This is a genomic window from Streptomyces sp. NPDC058051, from assembly GCF_042885475.1.
Taxonomy (GTDB): domain Bacteria; phylum Actinomycetota; class Actinomycetes; order Streptomycetales; family Streptomycetaceae; genus Streptomyces.
Genome location: NZ_JBHVRW010000001.1, coordinates 529,570 through 555,312 on the forward strand (window position 1 = coordinate 529,570; position 25,743 = coordinate 555,312).

The 25,743-nt window shown below is 70.0% G+C and carries 15 protein-coding genes; 10 read left to right on the top strand and 5 right to left on the bottom strand.

All coding sequences use genetic code 11. From position 1 onward, the window contains the following. Positions 1-22: 22 nt before the first annotated feature. Genes ACFVUT_RS02280 through ACFVUT_RS02290 form a run of 3 tightly spaced genes read left to right on the top strand, consistent with a single transcriptional unit; the run spans position 23 to position 5,574 of the window. Positions 23-1,393: a hypothetical protein gene (locus tag ACFVUT_RS02280; protein ID WP_389642876.1), complete on the top strand. Its 1,371-nt coding sequence runs from the start codon at positions 23-25 to the stop codon at positions 1,391-1,393. After that, a complete protein-coding gene (locus tag ACFVUT_RS02285; RefSeq protein WP_389642879.1) occupies positions 1,390-2,676 on the top strand; it encodes a hypothetical protein in 1,287 nt (428 codons plus the stop codon). Before ACFVUT_RS02280 ends, ACFVUT_RS02285 begins: the two co-directional genes overlap by 4 nt. Positions 2,677-2,679: 3 nt before the next feature. Beyond that, positions 2,680-5,574 carry a CHAT domain-containing protein gene (locus tag ACFVUT_RS02290; RefSeq protein WP_389642882.1) on the top strand — a complete coding sequence of 965 codons (2,895 nt, stop codon included), beginning with the start codon at positions 2,680-2,682 and terminating at the stop codon, positions 5,572-5,574. Between the two features lie 225 nt (positions 5,575-5,799). Here the strand turns inward: ACFVUT_RS02290 and ACFVUT_RS02295 are convergent, their stop codons facing one another. Then, positions 5,800-6,609 (bottom strand): inositol monophosphatase family protein, encoded by an 810-nt coding sequence (locus tag ACFVUT_RS02295; protein WP_389642885.1) that lies wholly within the window; start codon positions 6,607-6,609, stop codon positions 5,800-5,802. Between the two features lie 273 nt (positions 6,610-6,882). Here ACFVUT_RS02295 and ACFVUT_RS02300 point away from each other — a divergent pair, with 273 nt between their 5' ends. Next, positions 6,883-7,419 (top strand): hypothetical protein, encoded by a 537-nt coding sequence (locus ACFVUT_RS02300; RefSeq protein ID WP_389642888.1) that lies wholly within the window; start codon positions 6,883-6,885, stop codon positions 7,417-7,419. 120 nt (positions 7,420-7,539) lie between these two features. Here the strand turns inward: ACFVUT_RS02300 and gap are convergent, their stop codons facing one another. Further along, positions 7,540-8,538: a type I glyceraldehyde-3-phosphate dehydrogenase gene (gene gap / locus ACFVUT_RS02305; protein WP_389642892.1), complete on the bottom strand. Its 999-nt coding sequence runs from the start codon at positions 8,536-8,538 to the stop codon at positions 7,540-7,542. Between the two features lie 115 nt (positions 8,539-8,653). Continuing rightward, the gene (locus tag ACFVUT_RS02310; protein WP_389642895.1) at positions 8,654-9,610 is read right to left on the bottom strand and encodes a GlxA family transcriptional regulator; all 957 of its coding nucleotides are present in this window, start codon (positions 9,608-9,610) and stop codon (positions 8,654-8,656) included. Positions 9,611-9,950: 340 nt separating this feature from the next. Here ACFVUT_RS02310 and ACFVUT_RS02315 point away from each other — a divergent pair, with 340 nt between their 5' ends. From ACFVUT_RS02315 to ACFVUT_RS02340, 6 genes are all read left to right on the top strand, one after another. Next, on the top strand, positions 9,951-14,240 hold the full coding sequence (locus tag ACFVUT_RS02315) for a discoidin domain-containing protein (protein ID WP_389642898.1): 4,290 nt from the start codon (positions 9,951-9,953) through the stop codon (positions 14,238-14,240). 146 nt (positions 14,241-14,386) lie between these two features. Next, on the top strand, positions 14,387-15,394 hold the full coding sequence (locus tag ACFVUT_RS02320) for a LacI family DNA-binding transcriptional regulator (RefSeq protein WP_389642901.1): 1,008 nt from the start codon (positions 14,387-14,389) through the stop codon (positions 15,392-15,394). A gap of 276 nt (positions 15,395-15,670) precedes the next feature. Then, a complete protein-coding gene (locus tag ACFVUT_RS02325; RefSeq protein ID WP_389642904.1) occupies positions 15,671-17,083 on the top strand; it encodes an extracellular solute-binding protein in 1,413 nt (470 codons plus the stop codon). Between the two features lie 97 nt (positions 17,084-17,180). Beyond that, positions 17,181-18,143, top strand: a complete 963-nt coding sequence (locus ACFVUT_RS02330; protein WP_389642907.1) for a carbohydrate ABC transporter permease — start codon at positions 17,181-17,183, stop codon at positions 18,141-18,143. A gap of 18 nt (positions 18,144-18,161) precedes the next feature. Further along, entirely contained in the window at positions 18,162-19,037 is an 876-nt protein-coding gene (locus tag ACFVUT_RS02335; protein ID WP_389642910.1) for a carbohydrate ABC transporter permease, read from the top strand. Positions 19,038-19,178: 141 nt separating this feature from the next. Then, positions 19,179-20,783 (top strand): glycoside hydrolase family 13 protein, encoded by a 1,605-nt coding sequence (locus ACFVUT_RS02340; RefSeq protein ID WP_389642913.1) that lies wholly within the window; start codon positions 19,179-19,181, stop codon positions 20,781-20,783. A 144-nt stretch (positions 20,784-20,927) separates the two neighbouring features. Here ACFVUT_RS02340 and ACFVUT_RS02345 read toward each other — a convergent pair whose 3' ends face one another. Further along, a complete protein-coding gene (locus tag ACFVUT_RS02345; RefSeq protein ID WP_389643604.1) occupies positions 20,928-22,052 on the bottom strand; it encodes an ROK family protein in 1,125 nt (374 codons plus the stop codon). 364 nt (positions 22,053-22,416) lie between these two features. Continuing rightward, the gene (locus ACFVUT_RS02350) at positions 22,417-25,710 is read right to left on the bottom strand and encodes a PQQ-dependent sugar dehydrogenase (protein ID WP_389642916.1); all 3,294 of its coding nucleotides are present in this window, start codon (positions 25,708-25,710) and stop codon (positions 22,417-22,419) included. Positions 25,711-25,743 lie beyond the last annotated feature (33 nt).

The following is a 25,743-nucleotide window of genomic DNA, read 5'->3' on the forward strand; positions in this document are numbered from 1 at the left end:
GCGGACGACGTACTCTCCTCACATGCCGCCTCCCAGCCAGCAGTCCGGCGAGCGCCGACCGCGCGCCATGGTCATCGACCGGGCCTGGCGGGACCTCGGACCGGGGCTGGAATCGCTCAGCGGTCCCGGGGGCGCACCCTTGACCCGGACGGTCAAACTGATCGTGCTGCCGCTCATCGTCAGGCCGGCGCTGCATCCCGAACTCGCGGTGGACTTCCTCGGACCGGCGCAGGCCGCGCGCCTGGACGCGCTGATCCGGGAGTCGGGTACGCGCCTTGAGGCGACGGCGCGGTGGTTCACGCTGCTCAAGAGAGTCCGCCGGGCTCTGGGCGTCGTGGCGGGCAACCCCCAGGATCTGTACTTCCAGCGGTGCTTCGAGCTGGCCACCGAGCACGGAGCGCCCTCGGCCGGTGCGGACGCCGTGGCCAGGGCCGTGGTGGAGGACCTGGTCGGCGTGGCCGGCGGACGCACGGTGGAGGTCCTGAAAGACCATCTGGCGGACGCTGCCCGGCGCACCCGGATCGACAGGGAGCTGGCCACCGCGTGGGAGAGGCGTCAGCCGGCCCCGGCCGCCGACGCGGTCGCGGGGGTCGCCCTGGCCGCCGCGGTGCTGGAGGCATGCGGCGCACCGGAACGGTCGCGGAAGTCGCCGGAGTACACGGCCATGGTCGAGGCGGGACACGGAGGACTGCTCGGCCGGACCCTGTGGGCGGACGCGAGCGGTGTCTGGGGCCGCGACGACGTCCCGGCGCATCTGGGGCTGACCGCGTGGCAGGTGCCGCCGTGTCCGGAGGCGGGGCGGGGTGCCTCGACGGCCACGCTTCCCGCACCGTTGGACCGCACGCTCTTCGAGCGGCTCTTCGTCGTTCTGCAGTCGTCGGCGCGGCGCGAGGAACTGCCGACGGTGCCCGAGCTCGTGGGGCGGGAGGCCGGACGCAGTTGCGCTCCGCTCGGTCTGTACGACGAGAGCCTGCGCGTCGCCGTGGTCCTCGGCGGCCGGCTCGCGGTCGGTCTCGACCCGCTGGGCAGCGGGGATTCCGCAGTGGCGCGGACAGCGGCGCACCGGGCCGTCAACAGCCGCTGGCGACGGGAGGCTTCGGTTCTTCGTGCACGCCGGATGACCGTTTCTCCACGCCCCGACCCGGACGGCGGCGTCCTGGACGCTCTCGCCCAGGACCTCCGCACCCCCTGGGCCGCCTACATGCGGCGGTTGTGGGTGCGGCTGCACGGGCGGGATGTCCGCGAAGCACCGCTGGGCGACGTCGCGTCGGCCTGGGCGGTGCTCGACGGGGTCGCCCGCTCGGTGATGATGGACCACCGCGCCCGGGTCCGGTCGGCGCTGCGCACGCTGTCGGCGCCCACCGCGGAATCGGCCGAGCGGAGCAGCGCATGAGGGCGGGGGCCGGCGGCGACGTGAATGTCGCGCGGGGCGAGGGCGGCATGATCCGGGTCACCGCCGCCCCGGTCGTCGACCGGGCCGAGGACGGCGGCGCGGACGCCGTGGATCCCGGCTTCACCGGGGCCGTTCTTGATGTCGCGGGCGCGGCTCTGGTCTGGCCCGTCCTCGGCGAACCGGGACTGCCGGTGGCGGAGGTACATGACGTGGGGCGGGCGCAGCAGTGGCTGTGGGCGGTCTACGGTGAGCGCACCGCCGCCGCCGTGGACGCCTGCGCGGCAGGGGAGCCGGCCGGTGTGCGGGTGGCGGCGGACGCGACCGCCCTGGCCGGCGGCGCCGCCCGGCTCGGCTTCGGGCACTGGGCTTCCCGGTGGTGGCCGGCGTCGTACGCGGACGGGATCCCGGCGCTCGAACCGGACGTGCTCGGCCTGGAGCTGGCCGCGCTCACCCACCGGTGCCAGCAGTTGTTCGACGACTTCGGTGATCAGCCCGACGACTGCGTGGCCGAACTGATCGAGGAGCATCAGGCCGCCCTCGACCCGCTGACCGAGTGGTGGCGCGCGATGCCGCAGCCGGCGGACACGGCACGCCACCTGGAGAGCGTCCTGCGGCTGATCGACGACGCGGCGGACAGTGCCGGGCTGGACGGACCGGCGCTGCGCCGCCTCCGCGCATCCCTGGACCGGCGCCGTCCGGCCGATACGCCGGTCCGCCCCGGCGCCCTCTTCGCACGGGACGAAGGCTACGCACTCGCGGCGGGCGAACCACTTCCCGCGAACGGCCGGGTGATCGCCCGGGGCTCGGGAACCAACGACTGGCGCCGCTACCCGCCCGGCTTCGTCGACGCCTCCGAACACGCGGTGTCCTGGACCGCTCGCGCACTCGGCGCGCGCCGGCGGATCGAGGTCGAGGTCGTCGCGCACGTTGCGGCACCCGTCGGCGGTGCGCCCCTCGTTGCGGAGGTCCGTGTGAACGGTGGCCTCCCGGACCGGGTGTTCCTCGCCAGACGGGACGACATGTGGACCGGCCGGGCGGATCTGGACCTGCGCCTTCCGGCCGGGGCGATGCCGCCGCGTTTCGAGGTGGACGTACTGCTGCCCGGATTCGACCCGGGCCCGGGTTCCGAAGGCCGCGCCGACCGCGAGGCGATTCGCGCGCTGATCCGGCGGCGGCTTGCGACCGCGGCACAGCACCCGGCCGACGATGCGGCGCCGCACGACACGTCTTCGGGGCCGTTCCTCGCCGAGATCGCCGCTGCTGCCACAGGTGAGGACTACTGACGGATGCCGGACGAGGAGAACGCGGCAGCGATGCGGTTGTACGGGGAACCGTTCGACAGTGGATTCACTCTGGCCGAGTCGCATCAGCGCGCCGATGATCCGGGGGCCGCGTGCGCCGTCTACGAGGAGTTGCTCACCGTGGCCGAGTCCATCGAGGACTCGCCCGATGTGCGGTTCCTGCGCGCGCACCTGCTGTCCGACATGGCGAGCGTCCGGCTGACCGTCACGGACCTGGTCGGGGCGGAGGACGCCGTCGAGCGGTCCCGCGCTCTGCTCGACGGCGTCGCGTCGGTACCGATGGGGCCGCGCGGCCGTCAACTGTGGCTGGAAGTCGTGCTGAAGACGCTGCTCGCCGGGGCCGACCTGCTGCGCAGGACCGGGCGTCTGGACGAGGCACTGGGGTGCCTGGACGAGGCGGCGGTCAGGCTGTCCGAGTTCGACGATCCCGAGGGACTGCGGACTTCCGAACTCGGCCTGAACCGGGTGCATCTGCTGATGGAGCGGGGCGAGTGGGGAGCGGCCGAGGAACAGGCCTCGGCGCTGCTGTCCACCCTGCCGGAGACCGCGCCGAGGCTGCTCACCGCCCTCGGCGTGATCTGCGCCTCGACCGGGCGGCTCGACCTGTCCGAGGACTACTTCGCGCGCGCGGAGGACGGCTTCCGGGCGGTCGGGGACACGGCTGAGCTGCGGTCGCTGGTCGTCCACCGGGCGTACGCGGCGATGCACCGGGGCGACCTCGACCTCGCGGAGCGGTTGTTCGCCGAGGCGTCCGCGGTCTTCGAGCGGCAGGGGCAGTTCGGTGACCTGGCGGTCTGTGAACAGGCCCGTGGCTTTCTCGCCGGCCGGCGTGGCGACACCGTCGGCGCGGACGACCTGCTGGGGGCGAGCCTGGCCCGGTTCGAACGACTCGGCGCCTCGATCGCCGCAGCCGACACCATGCTGCTGGGCGCCCAGCACGCCTATGACCGGGGCGACATCGAGGAGATGAAGCGGCTGGCCCATGAGGCGCGCGAGGTGTACCAGGCGCGTGAGGTGTACGAGCGGTGCGCACAGGTCGACCTCATGCTCGCGAAAGCCCTTGAGCACAACCTGAACCACACGGACCACGGCGACCACGAGACGGAGTCCATCGGCACCGCGCTCTTCCTCGCCCTTCCCGCCGCACTCGCCCTGGAAGCGGCGCGCTACGACTTCGTCACCGCCCACGCACGCAGTCAGTGGCTGGAACTGGCGGACGACGCCATGCGGTTGGCCTTCCGCCTCGCCGAACGCCGACAGGATCAGGGGCTGCTCTTCGAGCTGGTGGAACACCGCTGCGCGGGCGCCTCCCTGGCACTGGACCGTGCGCCGCGGTCGGCGACGCCCACCTCGCCCTCCGGGCCGGCCGAGTCCCCGGCGTCGGTCTTCCCGAGTGCGGCCATGAAGACGTACCCGCATGTCGACGGCCCGATGACGCTCGGAGGTGTGGCGGCGGAGGCCGCTGCCTCCGCCGGCCTGCGCGTCGCGCCGCCGCCGAAGGTGCGGATGTCGGCGGAGTCCGGCCGTGTCGCGCTCCAGGAGTACATCGCGACGGCCGAGTTCCGCTATCACCGGCCGATCGTGAACGAGCGGGAGGTGCCGTTCTGGATCACCGACGACCTGACGAGCCGCCCGGTGGTCCAGGTCCGGCTGGCCGACGCCGGCGACCTGTTCATGACCTGGACGTGGGCCGGCGGGGCCCGGGGGTTCGGCACCGGCCGCGGACCCGGTGACGAAGTCGACCGGGCGGTCGGTGCGTTGGCCGCCGCGCTGCCGGGGCCAGGCGACGGAGTGGAAGGGATACGGCGAGCGTTCGACTCGGGAGCGATGTCCGATGCCCGGACCGAACACCGGCTCGCGCGGGTGCTGGCCGAGGCGTTGTGGCCGGAGGAGCTGACGGCGCAGATACGCCAGGTGTCGGCGCGGGCGGGCCGTCCGCTGGTACGGATTCAGCCGTCGCCCCGGGTCGCCCAGATTCCCTGGGAACTGCTCGCCGTCGACGACGATGTCCGGCTCATCGATCTGGCGGACGTCGTGACCACCGCCCCGGTGTCGCTGCGACGGCAGGATCCCGCCGCAGGTCCGGCACCGGACGCCGACGCCGACACGGTCGTGCTCGTCCTCGACCCCCGGGTGCCCGGATTCCGGGCCGATTCCTCGCTCGGCTCGGTTCTGGGACCGCCGGGCTCGGACCCGGAGCTCCTGTCGTTCGTCCGGAGCCGCCTCGACGCGGGAACCGTCGTACCGTCCGTCACCACCCCGGCCGAGGCATTCCGCCGCACCGACCTGGACCGGGACTGGCTGAGTGGCATGCTCCGCAAGGGGGCACGCAGACTGATGTACGTCGGGCACGTGAGCGCCGCTCCGGTCGACGGCGGGCAGAGTGAGGACGGCACGCTCCATCTGTGCTGCGGTCCGGGAACCGACGGCCTGGCCGAGCCGATGCGTACTCATCGGCCCCTGTCCGCCAAGGACCTCCTGCTCGGCACGCTTCCCCTGCGCGCGGACGGGGAGCCGGGGGCGCGGATCTGGCCCGCGCCGTCCCGTGTCGCCCTCATCGGCTGCGAGAGCGGCGGCGATCTGCGCTTCGCCGAGTCGTTCGGCCTGGCGACAGCGATGCTCCACAACGGTGCCGAGCTGGTCACGGCCACCCGCTGGGTGCTGCCCACCAGCTTCGCCTTTCACCGGCTGGCCGGCCTGGCCGAGTCCGTACGCCCGCTGTCGGAAGCGATCATCGCCGTCGACACCGCCCACGAGCACGGCGACCCCGTACAACGGCTCGGTCGCTGGCAGCGCGAGCAGCTCGGCCACTGGCGCGCCGGCGGCCGGATCGAGCACTCGCCCCTGTTGTGGGCGGCCATGACCTGCATCGTCGTGTGACCGGCAAGCGGTCCGCCGGGACCGGCCACCCGGCATGATGTCGGCCGGGTCCTTGCCCACGGTGAGGCGTACGGCCGTTCCGCCCTCGGTCGCGTCGTCGGCGGGCGGTGGGTCGCCCCTGCCTCGGTGGCCTCTGGGCGGGTGGTTGTCGGGACCGGCGTGGCAACCACGCCGCCGACGTCCTGCCGGCCTACCGATCCGTTGAGGCCGACGCGGGAACCAGCTTCAGTGGCGGTTCAGGCTTCGGCTGCGGATCATCGACATCAGCGACCCGTGGGTCTCGGCATCGGCGGCCACCACGAGCCCGCGGCCCGAGTGCCCGATCGGGGCGCCGTCGATCCCGGTGACCACGCAGCCGGCGGCCCGGCACACGGCGATGCCGGCGGCGAAGTGCACACTCCCGGACAGGTCACCGCCGTCGGTGACGTACGCGGCGCGCTTGCCTGCCGCGACCCAGGCCAACGCCAGCGTCGTGGACACGACCCGCGGCCGGAACCCCTCGACGAACCCGGGGTGGGCCAGCAGGTCCACGGACCGGAAACCGGGCGCGCTCGGAAACGGCGGATCCAGATTGACGTCCACGAGCCGGGTGTCGGGCGTGGGCGCCAGCCGCGCATCGGCGCCGTCGCGCCGCACCCAGGCGGTCTCGCCGTCGGTGAAGAAGACCTCGCCGCCGAACGGGTCGGCCACCGCCGCCGGCCCCCCGCGCAGCGCCACGTTCACCGCCACCAGCATGTTGCCGACGGCATAGTTCAGCGTGCCGCACAGGGGATCCACCAGCCACTGGCGTGCAGCGTCGGCCGCGCCCTGCTGCCCGCTCTCCTCGCCGAGCACCGCATCGCCGGGCCGGGCGGCACGGATGACGCCGAGGATCGTCCTCTCGGCCTCCACATCGGCGGCGGTGGCGAAGTCCCCGGCGCCTTTGTCGATGCGGGCGAGCCGTCGGCCGTACATGCTGTGCACCACGTCCGCGCCGGCCTGCGCCGCCGCTGTCGCAACCCCGGCGTCGTCAAGTCCCGCGTAAGCGTTGATCATGGCGCGCAGCATATCGGCGGCGCAGCTCGTCCTCACCGGTCGGACTCACCGGCCCGCTTCTGCTGCCGGGAGTTCGAGGAGACCGTCGAGTGCCGGGAGTTCGAGGAGACCGTCGAGCAGTTGTGGATCCAGGGGCTTCCCGGTGCGGCAAGCCGACGGAGGGCCCGGCCCCGTTCGGGCCGCAGGTGGCGGGATTCGCCGCCCCCGTCCCGTCGGCGCCCTACTGTACGGATATGCCGCGCTACCTGTCGTGGTCGCACGAGGAGGAATACTGTGTCATCGCCCTGTGACCCCCAGCACGCTCCCGCCGGCGATGTGGGCGCGGCGCTCATGATGATCGACTCCCGGCTCAAGGCCATCTACGACGGCAAGACCGAGACCGACCCTGAACAACAGGCGCTGATCGAGCAGTTCGCCGCGTCCTTGGGCCCCAGGGGAGTCGATGACCTGCTGGACGGTGCGTGCACGCTCATCTTCATGTTCATGAAGTGGCTGCGGCTGGCCTACGAGAATCACGACAAGGACGTCATCGAGTACGTGGTGCCCAACTTCGTGGCCACGATGCGCATGATGCCCAAGAGTGTTCGTCCCGAGGTCATCCCTACGATGGCCGGCCTGGTCATCGCTGCGGGCAATGGCCTGAGCCCCAGCCTGTGGCGCGGACAGTACGGAGACTGGACCGAGGACGAGATGACCGCCTTGGAAGCCACCGTCTTCCTGCTCGCTGAGCACATCAACCGCCTCACCGACGACCGCGACTTCGCCACCCGCCTGATCAGCGAAGCCCTGTCCGGTTCGGACGAAGCCTGACGTGCGCGTCCTGCGAGGGAGCTCTCTCGCAGGACATGCATCGCGGTCGTTGTGGGTGCGGTGCCGCATGCGCACGAGCCGGGCGGCATACGACAACTGCGGGGCGGCCCCGGCGTCCGGTCAGCGGGTGGCGAGGAGTTCGAGCGTGTCGATCACGCGGTTCGAGAAGCCCCACTCGTTGTCGTACCAGGCGACCACCTTGATGTGGCGGCCGTCGACGCGGGTGAGGGCCGAGTCGAAGATCGCCGAGGCGGGGTTGCCCGTGATGTCGGAGGACACAAGCGGGTCGTCCGAGTATTCGAGGACGCCGGCGAGCGGCCCCTTCGCCGCGGTGCGGTACGCCGCCAGCACGTCGTCGCGCGTCACGTCGCGGGCGACGGTCGTGTTGAGTTCGACGAGCGAGCCCACCGGAACCGGCACGCGGATCGAGTCGCCCGCCAGCTTGCCGTCGAGGTTCGGCAGCACGAGGCCGATCGCCTTGGCAGCACCTGTCGTGGTCGGCACGATGTTGACAGCGGCGGCGCGGGCGCGGCGGGCGTCGCGGTGCGGGCCGTCCTGCAGGTTCTGCTCCTGCGTGTAGGCGTGCACCGTCGTCATGAAGCCGTGCTCGATGCCGGCGAGCTCGTCGAGGACCGCGGCCAGCGGCGCAAGGGCGTTGGTCGTGCACGAGGCGTTCGAGATGATCGTGTGCACGGCCGGGTCGTACGCGTCGGTGTTGACCCCGAACGCGAGCGTGACATCGGCGCCGTCCGACGGCGCACTGACAAGCACCTTCTTCGCCCCGGCGTCGAGGTGGGCGCGGGCGGCCGTGGCCGACGTGAAGCGGCCGGTCGCCTCAAGCACGATGTCGACGCCGAGCTCGCCCCACGGCAGCTGCGTCGGTTCGCGCTCGGCGAGCACCGTGATGCGACGGCCGTCGACGACCAGGGCGTTCCCGTCGACGGCCACCGGGCGGCCGAGTCGGCCGGCCGTCGTGTCGTAGGCGAGCAGCCGCGCGAGGGCGGCGGGCTCCGTGAGGTCGTTGACGGCGACGACCTCGATGCCGCTGTCGCGTTCCAGCAGTGCGCGCAGCACATTGCGTCCGATGCGGCCGAATCCGTTGATGGCGATGCGAGTCATGAATGGTGTCCCTTCGGTTCGCCATCAGGTTCGCTTGCGGCATCCACCCGTGACAGCGGCGTGAGTGCCATGGCTCGAAAGGATCGCGCCACGGCTGCGGGCTGTGCACCGCGGGCTACTCGCCCCGGGCGAAGGTGCGCCGATACTCGCTCGGCGTGGCTCCGAGGACGCGCTGGAAGTGCAGCCGCAGATTCGCACCGGTGCCGAGACCGACATCGGCGGCGATCCGCTCGACGCTCCGCTCCGAACGCTCCAGCAGCTCACGGGCCACGTCGATACGGGCACGCATGACCCACTGCATCGGCGTGTACCCCGTGTCCTCGACGAAGCGCCGCGAGAACGTGCGCGGGGACACCGCCGCGTGCCGGGCGAGCATCCCCAGGGTGAGGGGCTCGCCCAGCCGGTGCAACGCCCACTCGCGGGTGGCGGCAAACCGCTCACCGAGCGGCTCGGGCACACTGCGGGGCACGTACTGCGCCTGACCGCCGCTGCGGTAGGGGGCCGCGACCAGGCGCCGGGCCGCGTGGTTCGACGCGGCCACTCCGAGGTCGCCGCGCAGAATGTGCAGGCACAGGTCGATGCCCGAGGCGGCGCCGGCCGATGTCAGCACGCTGCCCTCGTCGACGAACAGCACGTTCTCGTCGACCCGGACGAGCGGGTGCCTCGCCGCAAGCGCGCGCGTGTAGTGCCAGTGCGTAGTCGCGCGCTTTCCGTCGAGCAGGCCCGTGGCGGCGAGGGCGAAGGCGCCCGTCGAGATGGCGGCGAGCCGCGCGCCCCGGTCGTGGGCCGCGATCAGCGCCTCGACGACGGCCTGCGGCGGGTCGTCGCGGTCCGGGAACCGGTAGCCGGGGATGAAGACGATGTCGGCCCACACAAGCGCGTCGAGGCCGTCGGCGACGTAGTACGACAGGCCGTCGCCGCCGGTCACGAGACCAGGTGCGGCGCCGCACACCCGCACCTCGTACGGCATGCTCGCGCGGGTCGTGAACACCTGCGCGGGAATGCCGACATCGAGCGGCTTCGCACCCTTGAGCACAAGGACGGCGACGCGATGCAGGCGGGGGGTCGGCACGGGAAAAGAGTACGAGACGTGTGCGGGTCCGGCCGATGCGCCCGGTCCTCGTGGCTCACTCGCCCGGTGGACGCAAGAAACTTGCGTTGTTTGCGGTGAACTTACGTTTCCCGACAGTTGACATGAAAGCCCCTGGTGCAAGCGGGTGTTGGCGTACACGGGGTCGGATGGGCGGCTGGCTCCGGCTGCGCGATCGGTAGACGAGTCGTCACTTCTCTGCAACCCTCCGATCGTTCGATGCAAGAGAGCTCGTACATGACGCATAAAACCAATCCTCATCACGACACGATGGAGCCGCGCTTCGTCGCCGTCAGGGCGCGAGGCCGAGGATCGAGGAATCATGAAAGTAGAACGCTGGAGGTCGCGGGGGTTGTCCGCCCTGATCGTGACCAGTCTTCTGACGTTCGGCTGGCCGGCGCTGACGGCATCGGCAGCCGGCGGACCGAACGTCGCCGCCGGCCGGTCGGTCGCGGCGAGCAGCGCGCAGAGCGGGAAGGCCGCCACCGGCATCACCGACGGGAACCAGAGCACGTACTGGCAGAGCTCGGGAGCCGGACTGCCCCAGTGGGTCCAGACCGACCTCGGTACCACCGTCAGGACGGACGGGGTCGTCCTGAAGCTCCCGGCCGGCTGGGAGAGCCGTAGCCAGACGCTCTCCGTGCAGGGAAGCGCCGACGGGACGAGTTTCACGACACTGAAGAACTCCGCCACGTACACCTTCAGCCGGGGATCGGCCAACACCGTCGACGTGGCCTTCCCGGCAACCAAGGCGCGGTTCGTACGGATCAACATCACCGCCAACACGGTGGGGCGGGCTGCCCAGCTCTCCGAACTGGAGGTGCACATCGCCGGCGAGTCCTCCGCCAACCTGGCGAGCGGACGCACCCTGACCGCGAGCAGCCACACCGAGGTCTACACCGAGGCGAACGCCAACGACGGCAACAAGGCCACCTACTGGGAGAGCCGCAACAACGCCTTCCCGCAATGGATCCAGGCCGACCTCGGCTCCGCCGTGCGCGTCGACCGGGTCGTCCTGCGACTCCCCGACGGATGGGGCGCGCGCAGCCAGACGCTGAAGCTCCAGGGCAGCACGAACGGCTCGGACTTCACCGACCTGACCGCGTCACAGGCGTACACCTTCGACAGCGCGGGCGGGCAGTCGGCGACGATCACCTTCGACGCGGCCACCACGCGGTACGTCCGCGTCCTGATCACCGCGAACAGCGTCCAGCCGGGGGCCCAGCTCTCCGAGCTGGAGATCTACGGTCCGGCGTCGGGTGACACACAGGCCCCCTCCGCACCGGCGAACCTGGCCTTCACCGAGCCCGCGAGCGGTCAGATCAAGCTGACCTGGAGCGCGTCCTCGGACGACACGGGCGTCACCGGCTACGACATCTACGCCGACAACACGCTCCTGACGAGTGTGGGCGGTGACGTGACGACGTACACCGACAACCGGCCCGCTGACCAGGCCGTCTCGTACTACGTGCGGGCCAGGGACGCGGCCGGAAACCAGTCGGGCAACAGCAACACCGTCACCCGGCGCGCCGGCACGGGCGACACACAGGCGCCGACCGCGCCCGCCGACCTGGCACTCACCGAACCGGCGAGCGGTCAGATCAAGCTGACCTGGAGTGCGTCCTCGGACGACACGGGCGTCACCGGCTACGACATCTACGCCAACAACACGCTCAGGGGCAGCGTCGCCGGCAACGTGACCACCTACACCGACACGCAGCCCGCCTCCGCCACCGTCACCTACGTCGTCCGGGCGAAGGACGCCGCCGGGAACCGGTCCGGCAACAGCAACTCCGTCACACGCAACGGTTCCGGGAGCACGGGCTCCAACCTCGCGGTGGGCAAGCAGATCAGCGCGTCCTCCGTGGTCCACACCTTCGTCGCGGCGAACGCCAACGACAACAGCGTGACCACCTACTGGGAGGGGGCGCCGGGCAGCTACCCGAACACCCTCTCCGTCAAGCTGGGCGCGAACGCCGACATCAGCAGCCTCGTTCTCAAGCTCAACCCGGACAGCGTGTGGTCGGCCCGCACCCAGACCATCGAGGTACTCGGCCGGGAACAGGACGCCACGTCCTTCACCGGGCTCGTCGCCGCGAAGAGTTACGCGTTCGACCCGGCGAGCGGGAACAGTGTCACCGTGCCCGTCACCGCACGCGTCGCCGACGTGCAACTGAAGTTCACGGCCAACTCCGGCTCGTCGGCCGGGCAGCTCGCCGAGTTCCAGGTCATCGGGGTTCCGGCACCCAACCCGGATCTGGAGGTCACGGGTCTGACGGCGACGCCCGCCGCGCCGGTCGAGTCGGACGTGATCACGCTCAAGGCCGCGGTGCGCAACAACGGCCCGGTCGCGGCACCCGCCGGCAGCGTGGCGCTGCGGCTCGGCGGTACGAAGGTCGCCACGGCGCCGCTCGGACCGCTGGCCGCCGGGGCGCAGACCACCGTCAGTGCCTCCATCGGGGCCAGGGACGCGGGTAGCTATGAGCTGAGCGCGGTCGCCGACGAGGCGAACGAGATCATCGAGCAGGACGAGTCCAACAACACCTTCACGAGTCCGGACCTTCTCGTGGTGAAGCCCGTCGCCAGCTCCGACCTGATCGCGGCCGCGGTGACCACCTCGCCGTCCAGCCCCGCCGCGGGAGACGACGTGACCTTCTCCGTCGCGATCAGGAACCAGGGCACCGTGGCCTCCGACGGCGGGGACCACGGCGTGACACTCGCCGTGATCGACTCCAAGGGCGCCACCGTCAAGACTCTGACAGGCGCGCACAACGGAACGATCGCGGCCGGTGCGACCACCGCTCCCGTGGAGCTGGGCACCTGGACCGCGGCCGATGGTTCGTACACGGTCAAGGTCGTCCTTGCCGACGACGCCAAGGAACTGCCGGTCAAGCGGGAGAACAACACCTCCACCCAGCCGCTCTTCGTCGGGCGCGGCGCCGACATGCCGTACGACATGTACGAGGCGGAGGACGGCACGGCCGGTGGCGGCGCCCAGGTCGTGGGCCCCAACCGCACGGTCGGTGACATCGCGGGCGAGGCTTCCGGTCGCAAGGCCGTGAATCTCGACGCGACCGGTGAGTACGTCGAGTTCACCACCCGCGCCCCGTCCAACACCCTGGTGACCCGCTTCTCCATCCCGGACGCCCCGGGCGGCGGAGGCATCGACTCCACGATCGACGTCTATGTCGACGGAGTCATGAAGAAGGCGCTCCCGCTGACGTCCAGGTACGCCTGGCTGTACGGCGCCGAGACCTCGCCCGGCAACTCCCCGGGTTCGGGCGCACCGCGGCACATCTACGACGAGGCACACCTCATGCTCGGCGAGACCGTGCCCGCCGGCAGCAGGATCCGACTGCAGAAGGACGCCGCGAACACCACCACCTACGCGATCGACTTCATCAGCCTGGAGCAGGTCGCCCCGGTCTCCAACCCGGATCCGGCGACGTACACCGTGCCCGCCGGCTTCACGCACCAGGACGTCCAGAACGCGCTGGACACGGTACGCATGGACACCACCGGCAAGCTGGTCGGTGTCTATCTGCCGGCCGGTGACTACCAGACGTCGAGCAAGTTCCAGGTCTACGGGAAGGCGGTGAAGGTGGTCGGTGCCGGTCCTTGGTACACGAGGTTCCAGGCGCCTTCCGCACAGGAGAACACCGACATCGGGTTCCGGGCCGACGCCTCCGCGAAGGGATCGTCGTTCTCGAACTTCGCGTACTTCGGCAACTACACCTCGCGGATCGACGGGCCGGGGAAGGTGTTCGACTTCGCCAACGTCAGCGACATCGTGATCGACAACATCTGGAACGAGCACATGGTGTGCCTCTACTGGGGCGCCAACACCGACCGGATCACCATCAAGAACTCCCGGATCCGGAACATGTTCGCCGACGGCATCAACATGACCAACGGGTCGACGGACAACCTCGTGTCCAACAACGAGGCGCGTGCCACGGGCGACGACAGCTTCGCGCTGTTCTCCGCGATCGACGCCGGTGGCTCGGACATGAAGGACAACGTCTACGAGAATCTGACCTCGATCCTGACGTGGCGGGCCGCGGGCGTCGCCGTCTACGGCGGCTACGACAACACCTTCCGCAACATCCGCATCGCGGACACGCTCGTCTACTCCGGGATCACCATCTCGTCGCTGGACTTCGGCTACCCGATGAACGGCTTCGGGACCGATCCGACGACCTTCGAGAACGTCTCCATCGAACGGGCGGGTGGCCACTTCTGGGGGTCGCAGACCTTCCCGGGCATCTGGGTGTTCTCGGCCTCCAAGATCTTCCAGGGCATCAGGGTCAACCACGTCGACATCGTCGATCCGACCTACAGCGGAGTCATGTTCCAGACGAACTACGTCGGTGGGCAGCCCCAGTTCCCGATCAAGGACACGGTCTTCACCGACATCTCGATCTCGGGTGCCCGCAGGAGCGGGGACGAGTTCGACGCCAAGTCCGGGTTCGGCCTGTGGGCGAACGAGTTGCCGGAATCGGGTCAGGGGCCCGCGGTCGGTGAAGTGACCTTCAACGGTCTGCGGTTCTCCGGCAACGCGGTGGACACCCGGAACACCACGTCCACGTTCAAGATCAACGTCAACCCGTAGGAGGGAGAAGGGAAAGGCGTAGGAGGGGGACGGGAAAGCCGTAGGCGGGAGAGGGGAAACCCGTAGCGGGTCGACGGGGGAGCCCCTCCGGCGGGAACGCAGGACTAACGCAAGCAGCTTGCGAGGCTTGCGTTAGTCTTGCGTGTATGACGCGACGACTTGCTCAAGTAGCGAAGAAGGTGGGTGTCAGTGAGGCCACGGTCAGCCGGGTCCTCAATGGCAAGCCCGGGGTCTCCCAGGCGACCCGGCAGTCCGTGCTCACCGCGCTGGACGTGCTCGGGTACGAGCGGCCGACCCAGCTGCGGGGCGAGCGCGCGCGCCTCGTGGGCCTGGTCCTGCCCGAGCTGCAGAACCCCATCTTCCCGGCTTTCGCCGAGGTGATCGGTGGTGCGCTGGCGCAGCAGGGCCTCACCCCGGTCCTGTGCACCCAGACCAAGGGCGGCGTCTCCGAGGCCGACTACGTGGAGCTGCTGCTCCAGCAGCAGGTCTCCGGGGTCGTCTTCGCCGGTGGGCTGTTCGCGCAGGCGGACGCGCGGCACGAGCACTACCGGCAGCTCGCCGAGCGCAGGATCCCGGTCGTGCTCATCAACGCCCCGATCGAGAACCTCGACTTCCCCTGCATCTCCTGCGACGACGCCGTCGCCGTCGAGCAGGCCTGGCGTCATCTGGTCTCGCTCGGCCACGAGTCCATCGGCCTGGTGCTGGGGCCCGCCGACCACATTCCCTCGCGGCGCAAGCTCGCGGCCGCGCGGGACGTCGCACGGGCCAACGGCGGGGAGCTGCCCGACGCGTGCGTGGAGCGGACGATGTTCTCCCTGGAGGGCGGCCAGGCGGCCGCGTCGCGCCTTCTCGGCCGGGGCGTCACCGGCATCATCTGCGCGAGCGACCCGCTGGCCCTGGGCGCCGTGCGGGCGGCGCGCCGGCGTGGGCTCGCCGTACCGGGTGACATCTCCGTGGTCGGTTACGACGACTCGGCCTTCATGAACTGCACGGAGCCCCCGCTCACCACCGTGCGCCAGCCCATCGAGGCGATGGGACGCGCGGTCGTCGAGCTGCTGTGCGCCCAGATCCAAGGTGGTGAAGTGCACCCCGGTGAGCTGCTCTTCGAGCCCGAACTGGTGGTGCGCGGCTCCACGGCCCAGGTGCCGCGATAGATACCGGCTTTCGGTCCTCCTCCGCGTTCCACGATGCCGCAGGGGCCTGTCCGCTCTCCCCGGACAGGCCCCTGCGGCATCGCCGTGTCCGGGTCCGCCGGGCGCCTGTCCATGGATCCCGCTCCCCGGGCGCGCCCCGTGCGGCTATCTGTCAAACATTTACGAAATCAACGCGAGATATTGCGTTCATCTATCGGCGGTGGTTGAGTGTGCCACGCCCCACAGCGCATCAGTGATGGGGCGACCTCCACGTTTCGTGCCCGAAGGGGACCACCCATGAGAAGTGCCCGGTTCCGCCGTACCCGCCGCGCCAGCGCGGTCACCCTCGTCTCCGCGCTCACGCTGAGCGCTCTCGCCGCCTGCGGCACGAGCAGCAGCAACGGCAGCGGTGGATCCGACGGCGGCGGGTCCTCGGACCCCGCCGCCCCGCTGGACCCGAAGACCAAGGTGACGCTCACCATCGACTGCATGCCCCCGGCGGCGAAGGCGGCCGAGCTCAAGGAGTGGAAGGAGGACGTCGCCGAGTTCAACAAGACGTACCCCAACGTCACCATCGAAGGACGTTCCACCGCCGGCCAGTGTCTGGAGCCGCCGCGCTTCACGGCGATGCTCAAGGCCAAGTCCCAGCCGGACGTGTTCTACACCTACTTCACCGACCTGCCGCAGGTACTCGACAACGACGGAGCGGCGGACATCACCGCCTACGTCAACGACAAGAGCGTCCCCCTGTTGAAGGACATCGACCCGAACGTCCTCGGCTCGCTCAAGCAGGACGGCAAGCTCTACGGCCTGCCCACCAGCAATTACACCATGGGTCTGCTCATCAACCGCAAGCTCTTCCAGCAGGCCGGCCTGGACCCCGACGCCCCGCCGCGCACCTGGGCGGAGGTCCGCGCGGCCGCGAAGAAGATCGCGGGCCTCGGCAAGGGCATCGCGGGCTTCGGCGAGTACAGCGCCGGCAACACGGGCGGCTGGCACTTCACCGCGCAGATGTACAGCATCGGCGGTGAAGTCGTCGACGCGAGCGGCAGGAAGGCCGCCTTCAACAACGAACTCGGCAAGCAGGTCGCCGAGAGCCTGCACGCCATGCGCTGGCAGGACGACAGCATGGGCAAGACCCAACTGCTCAAGTGGGGCGACCTGCAGAAGCAGATAGCCACCGACAAACTGGGCATGTTCCTGGCCGCGCCCGACGACATCGCGTACATGGTCCAGCAACTCGGCGCCACCTACGAGAACTTCGGGATGGGACCGATTCCCGGCGAGAAGAACACTCTGGCCGGCGGCAACAACTACATGGTCAAGAAGGGGATCTCCGGCGACAAGATCAAGGCCGCCGTCGCCTGGCTGAACTTCAAGAACCTCAGCGTCGGCAAGGGGCAGTTCGACTGGGCCCGTACCAAGGTCGACAAGCTGCCCGTGGGCGTTCCCCAGCCCAACTTCTGGCTGAACGAGTCCAAGACCGAGGACGACGCCGCACGCGTCGAGCACGCCACCATGCCGGTCGCCAACTTCAAGACCTTCATGGACAACCCCGTCGCGGGGAAGGCGGAACCGCCGAAGGCCCAGGAGGTCTACAAGGTCCTCGACAACGTGATGTCGGGCATCCTCACCAACAAGAACGCCGACATCGACAAGCTGCTCGCCACCGCCGAGGCGCAGGTCAACCAGGTCCTGGCCAACCAGTGACCGGCACCGGGGGCCGGTCGGCCGGCCCCCGCGCCCTGACCGCGCTCTGACCGCGCCCCGACCGTACTCCGGCACTTCCGCACCGAGGAGGCGACAGATGTCGGCCCCCACCCTCTCCACCACGACCACGGCGAACGAACCCCGCCGCAACGGGCACCACGGCCGCGGGCCGGGGCCGTCCGGCGGAACCTTCGCCCTTCACCTGCGCCGCAACCTCACGGCCCACGGCTTCCTGATCGGTGCCGTGATCTGCTTCTCGCTGTTCTCCTGGTACCCGATGGTGAGGGAGTTCCTCCTCGCCTTCCAGAAGACCGAGGGCGGACGAACGACGTGGGCCGGCCTGTCCAACCTGAGCACGGTCTACAACGACCCGGCCTTCTGGCAGGCCTGGCGCAACACGCTGCTGTTCACCGTGCTCGCGCTGGTCCTCGGCTTCGCCGTCCCGTTCGTCGTCGCGGTGGTCCTCAATGAGTTCCGGCACGCGCAGGGGTATCTGCGTCTGCTGGTCTACCTGCCGGTCATGCTGCCGCCGGTCGCCTCCGTACTGCTCTTCAAGTACCTCTACGACCCGGGGTACGGCCTGCTCAACGAGATCCTCGGCTTCTTCGGCCTGCCCGCGCAGCAGTGGCTCCAGGACCCGGACACCGCCATGCTCTCCGTGGTCGTCGCGGCGACCTGGATGAACATGGGCGGTGCCACCCTGATCTACCTTGCCGCACTGCAGGGCATCCCCGGAGAACTGTACGAGGCGGCCGAGCTGGACGGGGCCGGTCTCCTCCGCAAGATCTGGCACGTCACCATCCCGCAGACCCGGCTCATCCTCTCGCTCCTGCTGCTCATGCAGGTCATCGCGACCATGCAGGTGTTCGTCGAACCGTTCCTGCTCACCGGCGGCGCGGGGCCCGAGGGATCGACCACCACGGTCGTCTACCTCATCTACCAATACGCCTTCAATTTCAACAACTACGGCGCCGCGGCGGCGCTCGGTCTGGTCCTCCTCGTGCTGCTCGCCGGCGTCTCGGCGGCATACGTGAAGCTCAGCCGCGCCGAGGACGAGTAGGACCGGGGGATACGACAGATGTCCACACGCACACTCATCTCGCCCGCCCAACTGGCCAGGCCCCGCGGCAAGGCCGTGTACTGGGTGACCTTCGTCCTCGTCGTCGGTCTGTTCACCCTGGTGTTCCTCGGGCCGCTCTACTGGATGGCGTCGAGCGGCCTCAAGTCCACTCAGGAGGCCGTCCAGATACCCCCGACCCTCGTCCCCGAGTCCGTGAACACCGGGAACTACTCCCGTGCCTGGGACGTGATGGACCTCTCGCGGCTCCTCTTCAACACGCTGTACTACGCCTTCGGAGCCCTGGCCTTCCAACTGGTCTTCGACGTGGCAGCGGCCTATTCGCTCTCCAAGCTGCGACCGCTCTTCGGCAAGGCGATCCTCGGCATGATGCTCGCCACTCTGATGATTCCGGCGACCGTGCTTGTCGTCCCGCAGTACCTCACGGTCCTGGACGTCCCGCTCATCGAGCGCAATCTGCTCAACTCACCGTGGGTGATCTGGCTGCCCTCGGTGACCAACGCCTTCAACATCTTCCTGCTGAAGAGGTTCTTCGACTCCATCCCGAAGGAACTGCTCGACGCCGCCTCGATGGACGGAGCCTCGCCGATGCGCACCCTGTGGTCGATCGTGCTGCCCATCTCACGGCCGATCCTCGGCGTCGTCTCCATCTTCGCCGTGGTCGGGGTCTGGAAGGACTTCCTCTGGCCGCTGCTCACCCTGCCCGACCCGGCCATGCAGACACTCAACGTGGGCATCTACTCGCTCTCCAACGGCGTCCCCGAGAACGTGCTGATCGCCGCGCTCACGATCGCGTCCCTGCCGACGCTGCTCATCTTCCTGATCTTCCAGCGCAACATCATGGGCGGCCTCACCGCGGGGGGCCTCAAGGGCTGACAGCCCGCCCGCATCCGCACCGCCTTCTCGCGACCCACCTACGTCCCACCCCCTCGATCCTCCATGAAGCCTCCGCCGCCGGCCCGCTCCCTGCGCTCCGGGCCCGCGGCGGAGGTCCACCCTGCCCGAAAGGACCGTCACGTGGCAGCCCCTCACTCGGAACGCGCCGACGACTGGTGGCGCGACGCCGTCATCTACCAGGTGTATCCACGCAGCTTCGCCGACGGCGACGGCGACGGCACCGGGGACCTCGCGGGCGTCCGGGCGAAACTGCCCTACCTCGTCGAACTCGGCGTCGACGCCCTCTGGTTCACTCCCTGGTACGTCTCGCCGCTCGTCGACGGCGGCTACGACGTCGCCGACTACCGCACCATCGACCCCGCCTTCGGAACGCTCGCCGAGGCCGAGAAACTCATCGCGGAAGCGCGCGAGTCCGGCCTCAGGGTGATCGTCGACATCGTCCCCAACCACGTGTCCGATCAGCACGTCTGGTTCCGGGCAGCCCTGGACGCGGGGCCCGGCAGCCCCGAGCGCGAGCTGTTCCATTTCCGGCCGGGCCGGGGCGAGAACGGTGAACTCCCGCCCAACGACTGGCCCTCCCAGTTCTCCGGAAGCACCTGGACCCGTGTGCCCGACGGCGAGTGGTATCTCCATCTCTTCACCCCGGAGCAGCCCGACCTGAACTGGGCACACCCGAGGGTCCGTCAGGAACACGAGGAAATACTGCGGTTCTGGTTCGAGCGGGGCGTCGCGGGCGTACGGATCGACTCCGCGGCCCTGCTCGCCAAGGACCCGGCACTCGCCGACTTCGTCGAAGGCGCCGACCCCCACCCCTACATCGACAGGGACGATCTCCACGACATCTACCGGTCCTGGCGCGCCGTGGCCGACGTGTACCAGGGCGTCTTCGTCGGCGAGGTCTGGCTGCCCGACTCCGAGCGCTTCGCCCGCTATCTCCGCCCGGACGAACTGCACACCGCCTTCAACTTCAACTTCCTCGCGTGCCCGTGGCAGGCCGACCGACTGCGCCGGACCATCGACGACACCCTGGCCGAGCATGCCCCGGTCGGCGCCCCGGCGACCTGGGTGCTGTGCAACCACGACGTGACCCGGACCGTGACACGGTACGGCCGCGAGGACACCGGATTCGATTTCGCCAAGAAGACCTTCGGGACACCCACGGACCTGGAGCTCGGCACGCGGCGTGCCCGTGCGGGCGCCCTGCTGACGCTGGCGCTCCCCGGCTCCGTCTACGTGTACCAGGGCGAGGAACTGGGCCTGCCGGAGGCCGACGTGGCCCTCGACCGAATCCAGGACCCGATGCACTTCCGCTCCGGCGGTACCGACCCGGGACGCGACGGCTGCAGAGTGCCGCTCCCGTGGATCGCCGACGCGCCGAACAGCGGTTTCGGCTCACGGGGCGAGCCCTGGCTGCCACAGCCGGAGGACTGGCCGGCCTACGCCGCCGACCGGCAGAGCACCGACCCCGCCTCGATGCTGACCCTGTACCGCGAGGCGCTGAGGCTGCGACGTACCGTGCCCGGCTTCGGGGACGAGTCGCTGACCTGGCTGCCGTCCACCACGGGAGTCCTCGCCTTCGGCAGGGGGCCCGGCCTGACCTGCGTCGTCAACCTCGCCGTGGAGCCCGCGGAGCTCCCGGCCCACACAGACGTCCTGCTCACCAGCGGCCCCCTGGACGACCGGGGCCGCCTCCCGCAGGACACGGCGGTGTGGCTGCTGGTCTGACCTTCGTCGCCCCGCCGTCGGACGGTTGACGCCCGTCCCCGCGCGGGCGGCTGCGTGTCGGAAGCGCTGGATTCCCCGCACAGGACCGCTCCGATCGGCACACAGGGAAGAACTGCCGCTGGAGTACCGGCCTTTGCGCCGCGCTCAGAACTCCTTGCCGTACGAGAGTTCGCTCGCCAGGAGCGCGGCGCCCACGACCCCGGCACGGGAGCCGAGTTCGGACATGACGATCGGCAGATTGCCGGTGGCGAGAGGAAGCGAGCGTTTGTACACGACGCTGCGGATCTCGGCGAGCAAGGGGTAGCCGAGCCCGGTCAGACCACCGCCGATCACGATCATCGACGGGTTCATGAAGCTGACCAGCGTGGCGAGGACCTGCCCGACCCGGTGACCGCCCGCCCGGACCAGGTTGACACTCGTGTTGTCGCCGCCGTCCGCGCACGCGGCGACATCCTGGGCGGTCAACACCCCCCGCTCGGCCAGCCGTTCGGCGAGAGCGGGCGACTGCCCGGACCTCGCGGCCTTGGTGGCGTCCCTGGACAGCGCCACCCCGCCGAAATACGCCTCCAGGCACCCGGTGTTCCCGCAGGAGCAGACGGGCCCGTCCGCCTCGGCCTCGACCTGGACGTGCCCGATGTCGCCGGCGCACCCCTCCGCGCCCCGATGGATACGACCGTGGTGCTGGATGCCGGAGCCGATCCCGCTGCCGATCTTGACGAACAGGAGATGGTCGACCGTCCTCGCGACCCCGCTGTGCTGCTCCCCGAGGCACATCACGTTGACGTCGTTGTCGACGACGACGGGGCAGCCGTGTGCCTGGGCGAGGGTGTCACGTACCGGAAAGCGGTTCCAGCCCACCATGATCGGCGGCGAGACGGGCACGCCCTCCCGGAAGCTGACCGGCCCCGGCAGACCGATGCCGATGGCATCGAGTCGCGTGTAGTGCCCCTGGGTGGCCATCGCGTGCAGGAGTTCGCTGACGCGCCCGAGCACCGCGACCGGTCCGGAGCGGATGTCCGCCGGCTCGGAGCAGGAGGCCACCGGCGCAAGCGCGCCATCGGTGATCTCGATGTCGACGGAGCTGGCGCCCAGATCGACCGCGGCGAACCGCACGGCGGGGTCCAGCTCGACCAGGGTGGAGCGCCGCCCGCCGCGCGACGCGGCGGGGCCCGCCTCTCGGACCCGCCCGGCGGCGACCATGCGGTCGAGTTCACCGAGCAGCCGCGGACGCGGAACCTCCAGCCGGTCCGCGAGTTGCGCGCGGGACATCGGGCCGTTGTCACGCAGCAGACTCAACACGCGGTACTGGATGTTCACGGAGTCACTTCCTCTGGACGCCTTCGGACAACGTTCGGGAGTTGTCCGAAAGCGGATCGGGGGCGGTACGGGGCCGGGCGCCGTACCGCTCGGAAGAGCCCGTACTCGCGGGGCCACAGGGGCGCCGGGCGCGGGCGGCTTCCGGCAACTTTTTCACACAACACCGAAAGCTGCCGCCTCGTTGTCGGAACTTCCCTGCGGGGAACCCACCGCACCCCCTGGGGGATCCCACCGCCCGGAAACAGGCCCCTGTCACGGAGTCCGGGCACAGAACCGCCCCGCCGGTGACAGCGGGGCAGTTCCGTCCGTCCGGGCGTCAGCCGGTGGCGCCTCCCTTCAGCGCCCGCGCGTCCCGTGCCAGGGCCGCGGCTGCTGCGCCGTCCGGCACGAGAGCGGTGTCGGACGTGTAGAGGGCGAACGATTCCAGCACGGCCGCTGCCTGACTGGTGCGACCCGCGTCCGCGTGTGCCTCGGCCTGGGCGAGCCGCACGGTCAGCCGCTGCTGTCCCTGCGCCGTGATCAGTCCGTCGGACCGCAGCCGGGCGATCAGTGCGCGGATGTCGGCGTAGGAGGTACGGGTCGTGAAGGCCACGGTCTTCGTGGTGGTGTTGCCGGCCCTGTCCCGGGCCTTGACCGTGAGGTCATGGTTGCCCAGCGGCAGCCGCCACAACTCCAGCGCCTGGCCGGAGGCGACGGTGCTGCCGTCCAGCGTGGCTGTCGCGGTGGCTCCGCCGGACACCGCGTCCTGTGCCGAGAAGACCGGCGTCGGACGCTTGGAGTCCCCGTAGCCGCCGTCGAGGCCGGTCACCGCCACCGTGGGACCGGTGCGGTCGATCCGTACGGTGAGTGATCCCACCGGGGAGACGTTGCCACCGTTGTCCGTCGCCCGGTACCGGACGGTCGTGGCACCCTCGCCGGACAGGGTGACGGCCGCGTTGGCCGACTGCCACGTCGTCCCGCCGTCGATCGAGTACTGACGGCTGGCGACCGTTCCGTTGTCGGTCGCCGAGACCGCGAGCGACACGTTGCTGGTGTACCAGCCGTCGTCACCGTTGGGCCGGGGCGGGTCGAGTGTGGCGGTGACCTCGGGCGCGGTCTTGTCCGCGACGCCCGCTCCCTGGAAGGTCAGCGAGTCCAGCTCGACACCGCCGGAGCTGGTGACGAAGACCTCGCCGCTGCCCGAAGGGGCGTTCGGCAGAGCTGTGGTGACGGTCTGCCAGCCGTCCCCGGACGGAACCGACACCGTGGCGAACGGTTCCGCGTCGGCCGAGCCCCAGCGCAACGCCAGGGTGCCGGCGCCGCTGGCACGGGTCTTCACCCCGGTGATGCCGGCGAACGACACCGGGTCGTACGCGATCCAGTCACCCGCGTCGAAGGAGGTCAGCTTGCGCTGCCCGGACGCCGTGGTGTCGTCGGTGATCGTGACTCCCTCCGCCGAGTCGTAGTGCTCGGCCTGCATGAGGGACGGGTTGAGCACCACCTGGGCGTCACTCGTCGCCGGCGGAACACCTCCCGCGCCCTTGTCGGTGTAGGTGATCCCGAGGACGCCGAAGACGTTCTCGGTGTCACCGTGCCCCGCGTCGGTCGGGGTCACGACGCCGCCCTTGCAGCCGGTGCCGCTGTTGACCGGGTGTCCGTGCTGGTTGTGCCCGAGACCGAAGGTCCAGGCGGCCTTGTCGCAGTCCGGCGTGGTGCCGTCCTCCGGGTCCTCGACGGCTATGCCGTACGGCACGGCATCGCCCCAGTTGAAGAACCCGCCGTCGGGCGGCGAGGTGATCCGTACCGTCGGCGCGGTGTTGCCCACCGTGATCTGACGGCTCGACAGACCGAACTTGCCCTGCGGGTCGGACACCTTGAGCCGGGCCTGGAACTGTCCGTTCTCCGGGTACGTACGGACGGCCGTGGGCCCGGTGGCGTCGAAGGTGCCGTCGCCGTCGAGGTCCCACTGATACGTGAGGTCGCCGTTCTCCGGGTCGCTGGAGCCGGTGGCGCTGAACGAGACCTCCAGCGGCGCCTGACCGGACGTCTTGTCGACCTTGATCACGGCGGTGGGCGCCTTGTTGCCCTCGGCGTAGTCGATCCGGTAGAGACCCGCGTCGGGATTCTGCCGGAAGAAGCCGTCACCGTAGTCGAGGACGTAGAGCGCGCCGTCCGGGCCGAACTCCAGGTCCATCGGGTTGTCCCACGGCGGGATGCCGTTCTGCGCACGCTCGCTGTTGGGCAGGACGTTCTCCAGCTTGCTCACGGGACCGTCCGGCCCGTCGAGCGTGAGCGCGGCGACGTAGTCCTGGGAGAACTCGCCAAAGAACGCCTTGCCGTCCCAGTACTCGGGGAACTTGCCCGGTGAGGGGTTGTTCGCGTCGTAGTGGTAGACCGGCCCGGCCATCGGGGCCTGGCCGCCCGGACCGCCGGGACCGCGGAAGGCGGTCAGCTCGGGCCACGGCTGGTCGGTGTCCCGGTCGCCGTACCAGAGCGTGGCCGGCGTGGCGGCGGGCAGCTCGGTCAGGCCGGTGTTCCAGCGGGAGTCGTTGACCGGCGCCGCACAGTCGAAGGCGGGGCCGGGCGTGAGAGTGGCGAAGTCGAAGTCCCGGTAGGGCGTGCTGTTGTCACCCGTGCAGAACGGCCAACCACTGTTCATGGCCTTGGTCGTGGTCTGCCACTCGACGTATCCCATCGGTCCGCGGTTCGGGTCCGCGGTACCGGCGTCGGGGCCGTAGTCGCCCCACATCACGGCGTCGGTCTCGCGGTCCACCGCCAACCGGAAGGGATTGCGCAGACCCATCACGAAGATCTCGGGGCGGGTCCTGGCTGTGCCGGGCTCGAACAGGTTCCCGTCCGGGACGGTGTAACTGCCGTCCTCCTGGACCTTGATACGCAGGATCTTGCCCCGCAGGTCGTTGGTGTTGCCCGCACCACGGCGCTCGTCGAGCCCCGGGTTGTAGCCGGCCGCGTCGTTGATCGGCGTGTAGCCGTTGACGTTCGGGCCCGACGCCGGGGTGTTGCCGCCGGTCGCGAGGTAGAGGTTCCCCTCTCCGTCGAAGTCCACGTCACCCGCGACGTGGCAGCACTGGCCGCGGTTGGTGTCGACACGGATGATCTCCTGCGCGGTGGACAGGTCGAGCTTGTCGCCGGTCCACTTGAAACGGGTCAGGGTGTCGTACCCTTCCCACTGCTTCCAGTACGAGTCGTCCTGCCCGGCGGACAGTTGCAGCGGGGCGGAGCCGGCCGGGGTGTTCAACGGCGGCGAATAGTACAGGTAGACCCACTTGTTGGTGGCGAAGTCCGGGTCGAGCGTGACCGTCTGCAACCCCATCTCGGAGTTCTGGTACACGTCCACATGGTTGACGACCTTCGTCACACCGGTACCGGGGTCGGTGAGCCGCAGGTCGCCGTTGCGTGCGGTGTGCAGGACGCGGTTGTCGGGCAGCACGGCGAGGTCGATCGGCTCGCCGGTGTCCTTCGTCAGGGTGACCTTCTCGTAGTTCGACCAGTCCAGGGCGTGTTCGTGGTCCGGGTGCGCCTGGGCGGCGGGCGCGACGGCCACACCGCCCAGTGCGGGCAGTGCCACGAGCAGGACCCCCGTGATCAGGCGTCTCAGGGTGCGGTGCACGGTGATGCATCTCCTCGATCGCTGGTGGGAAGG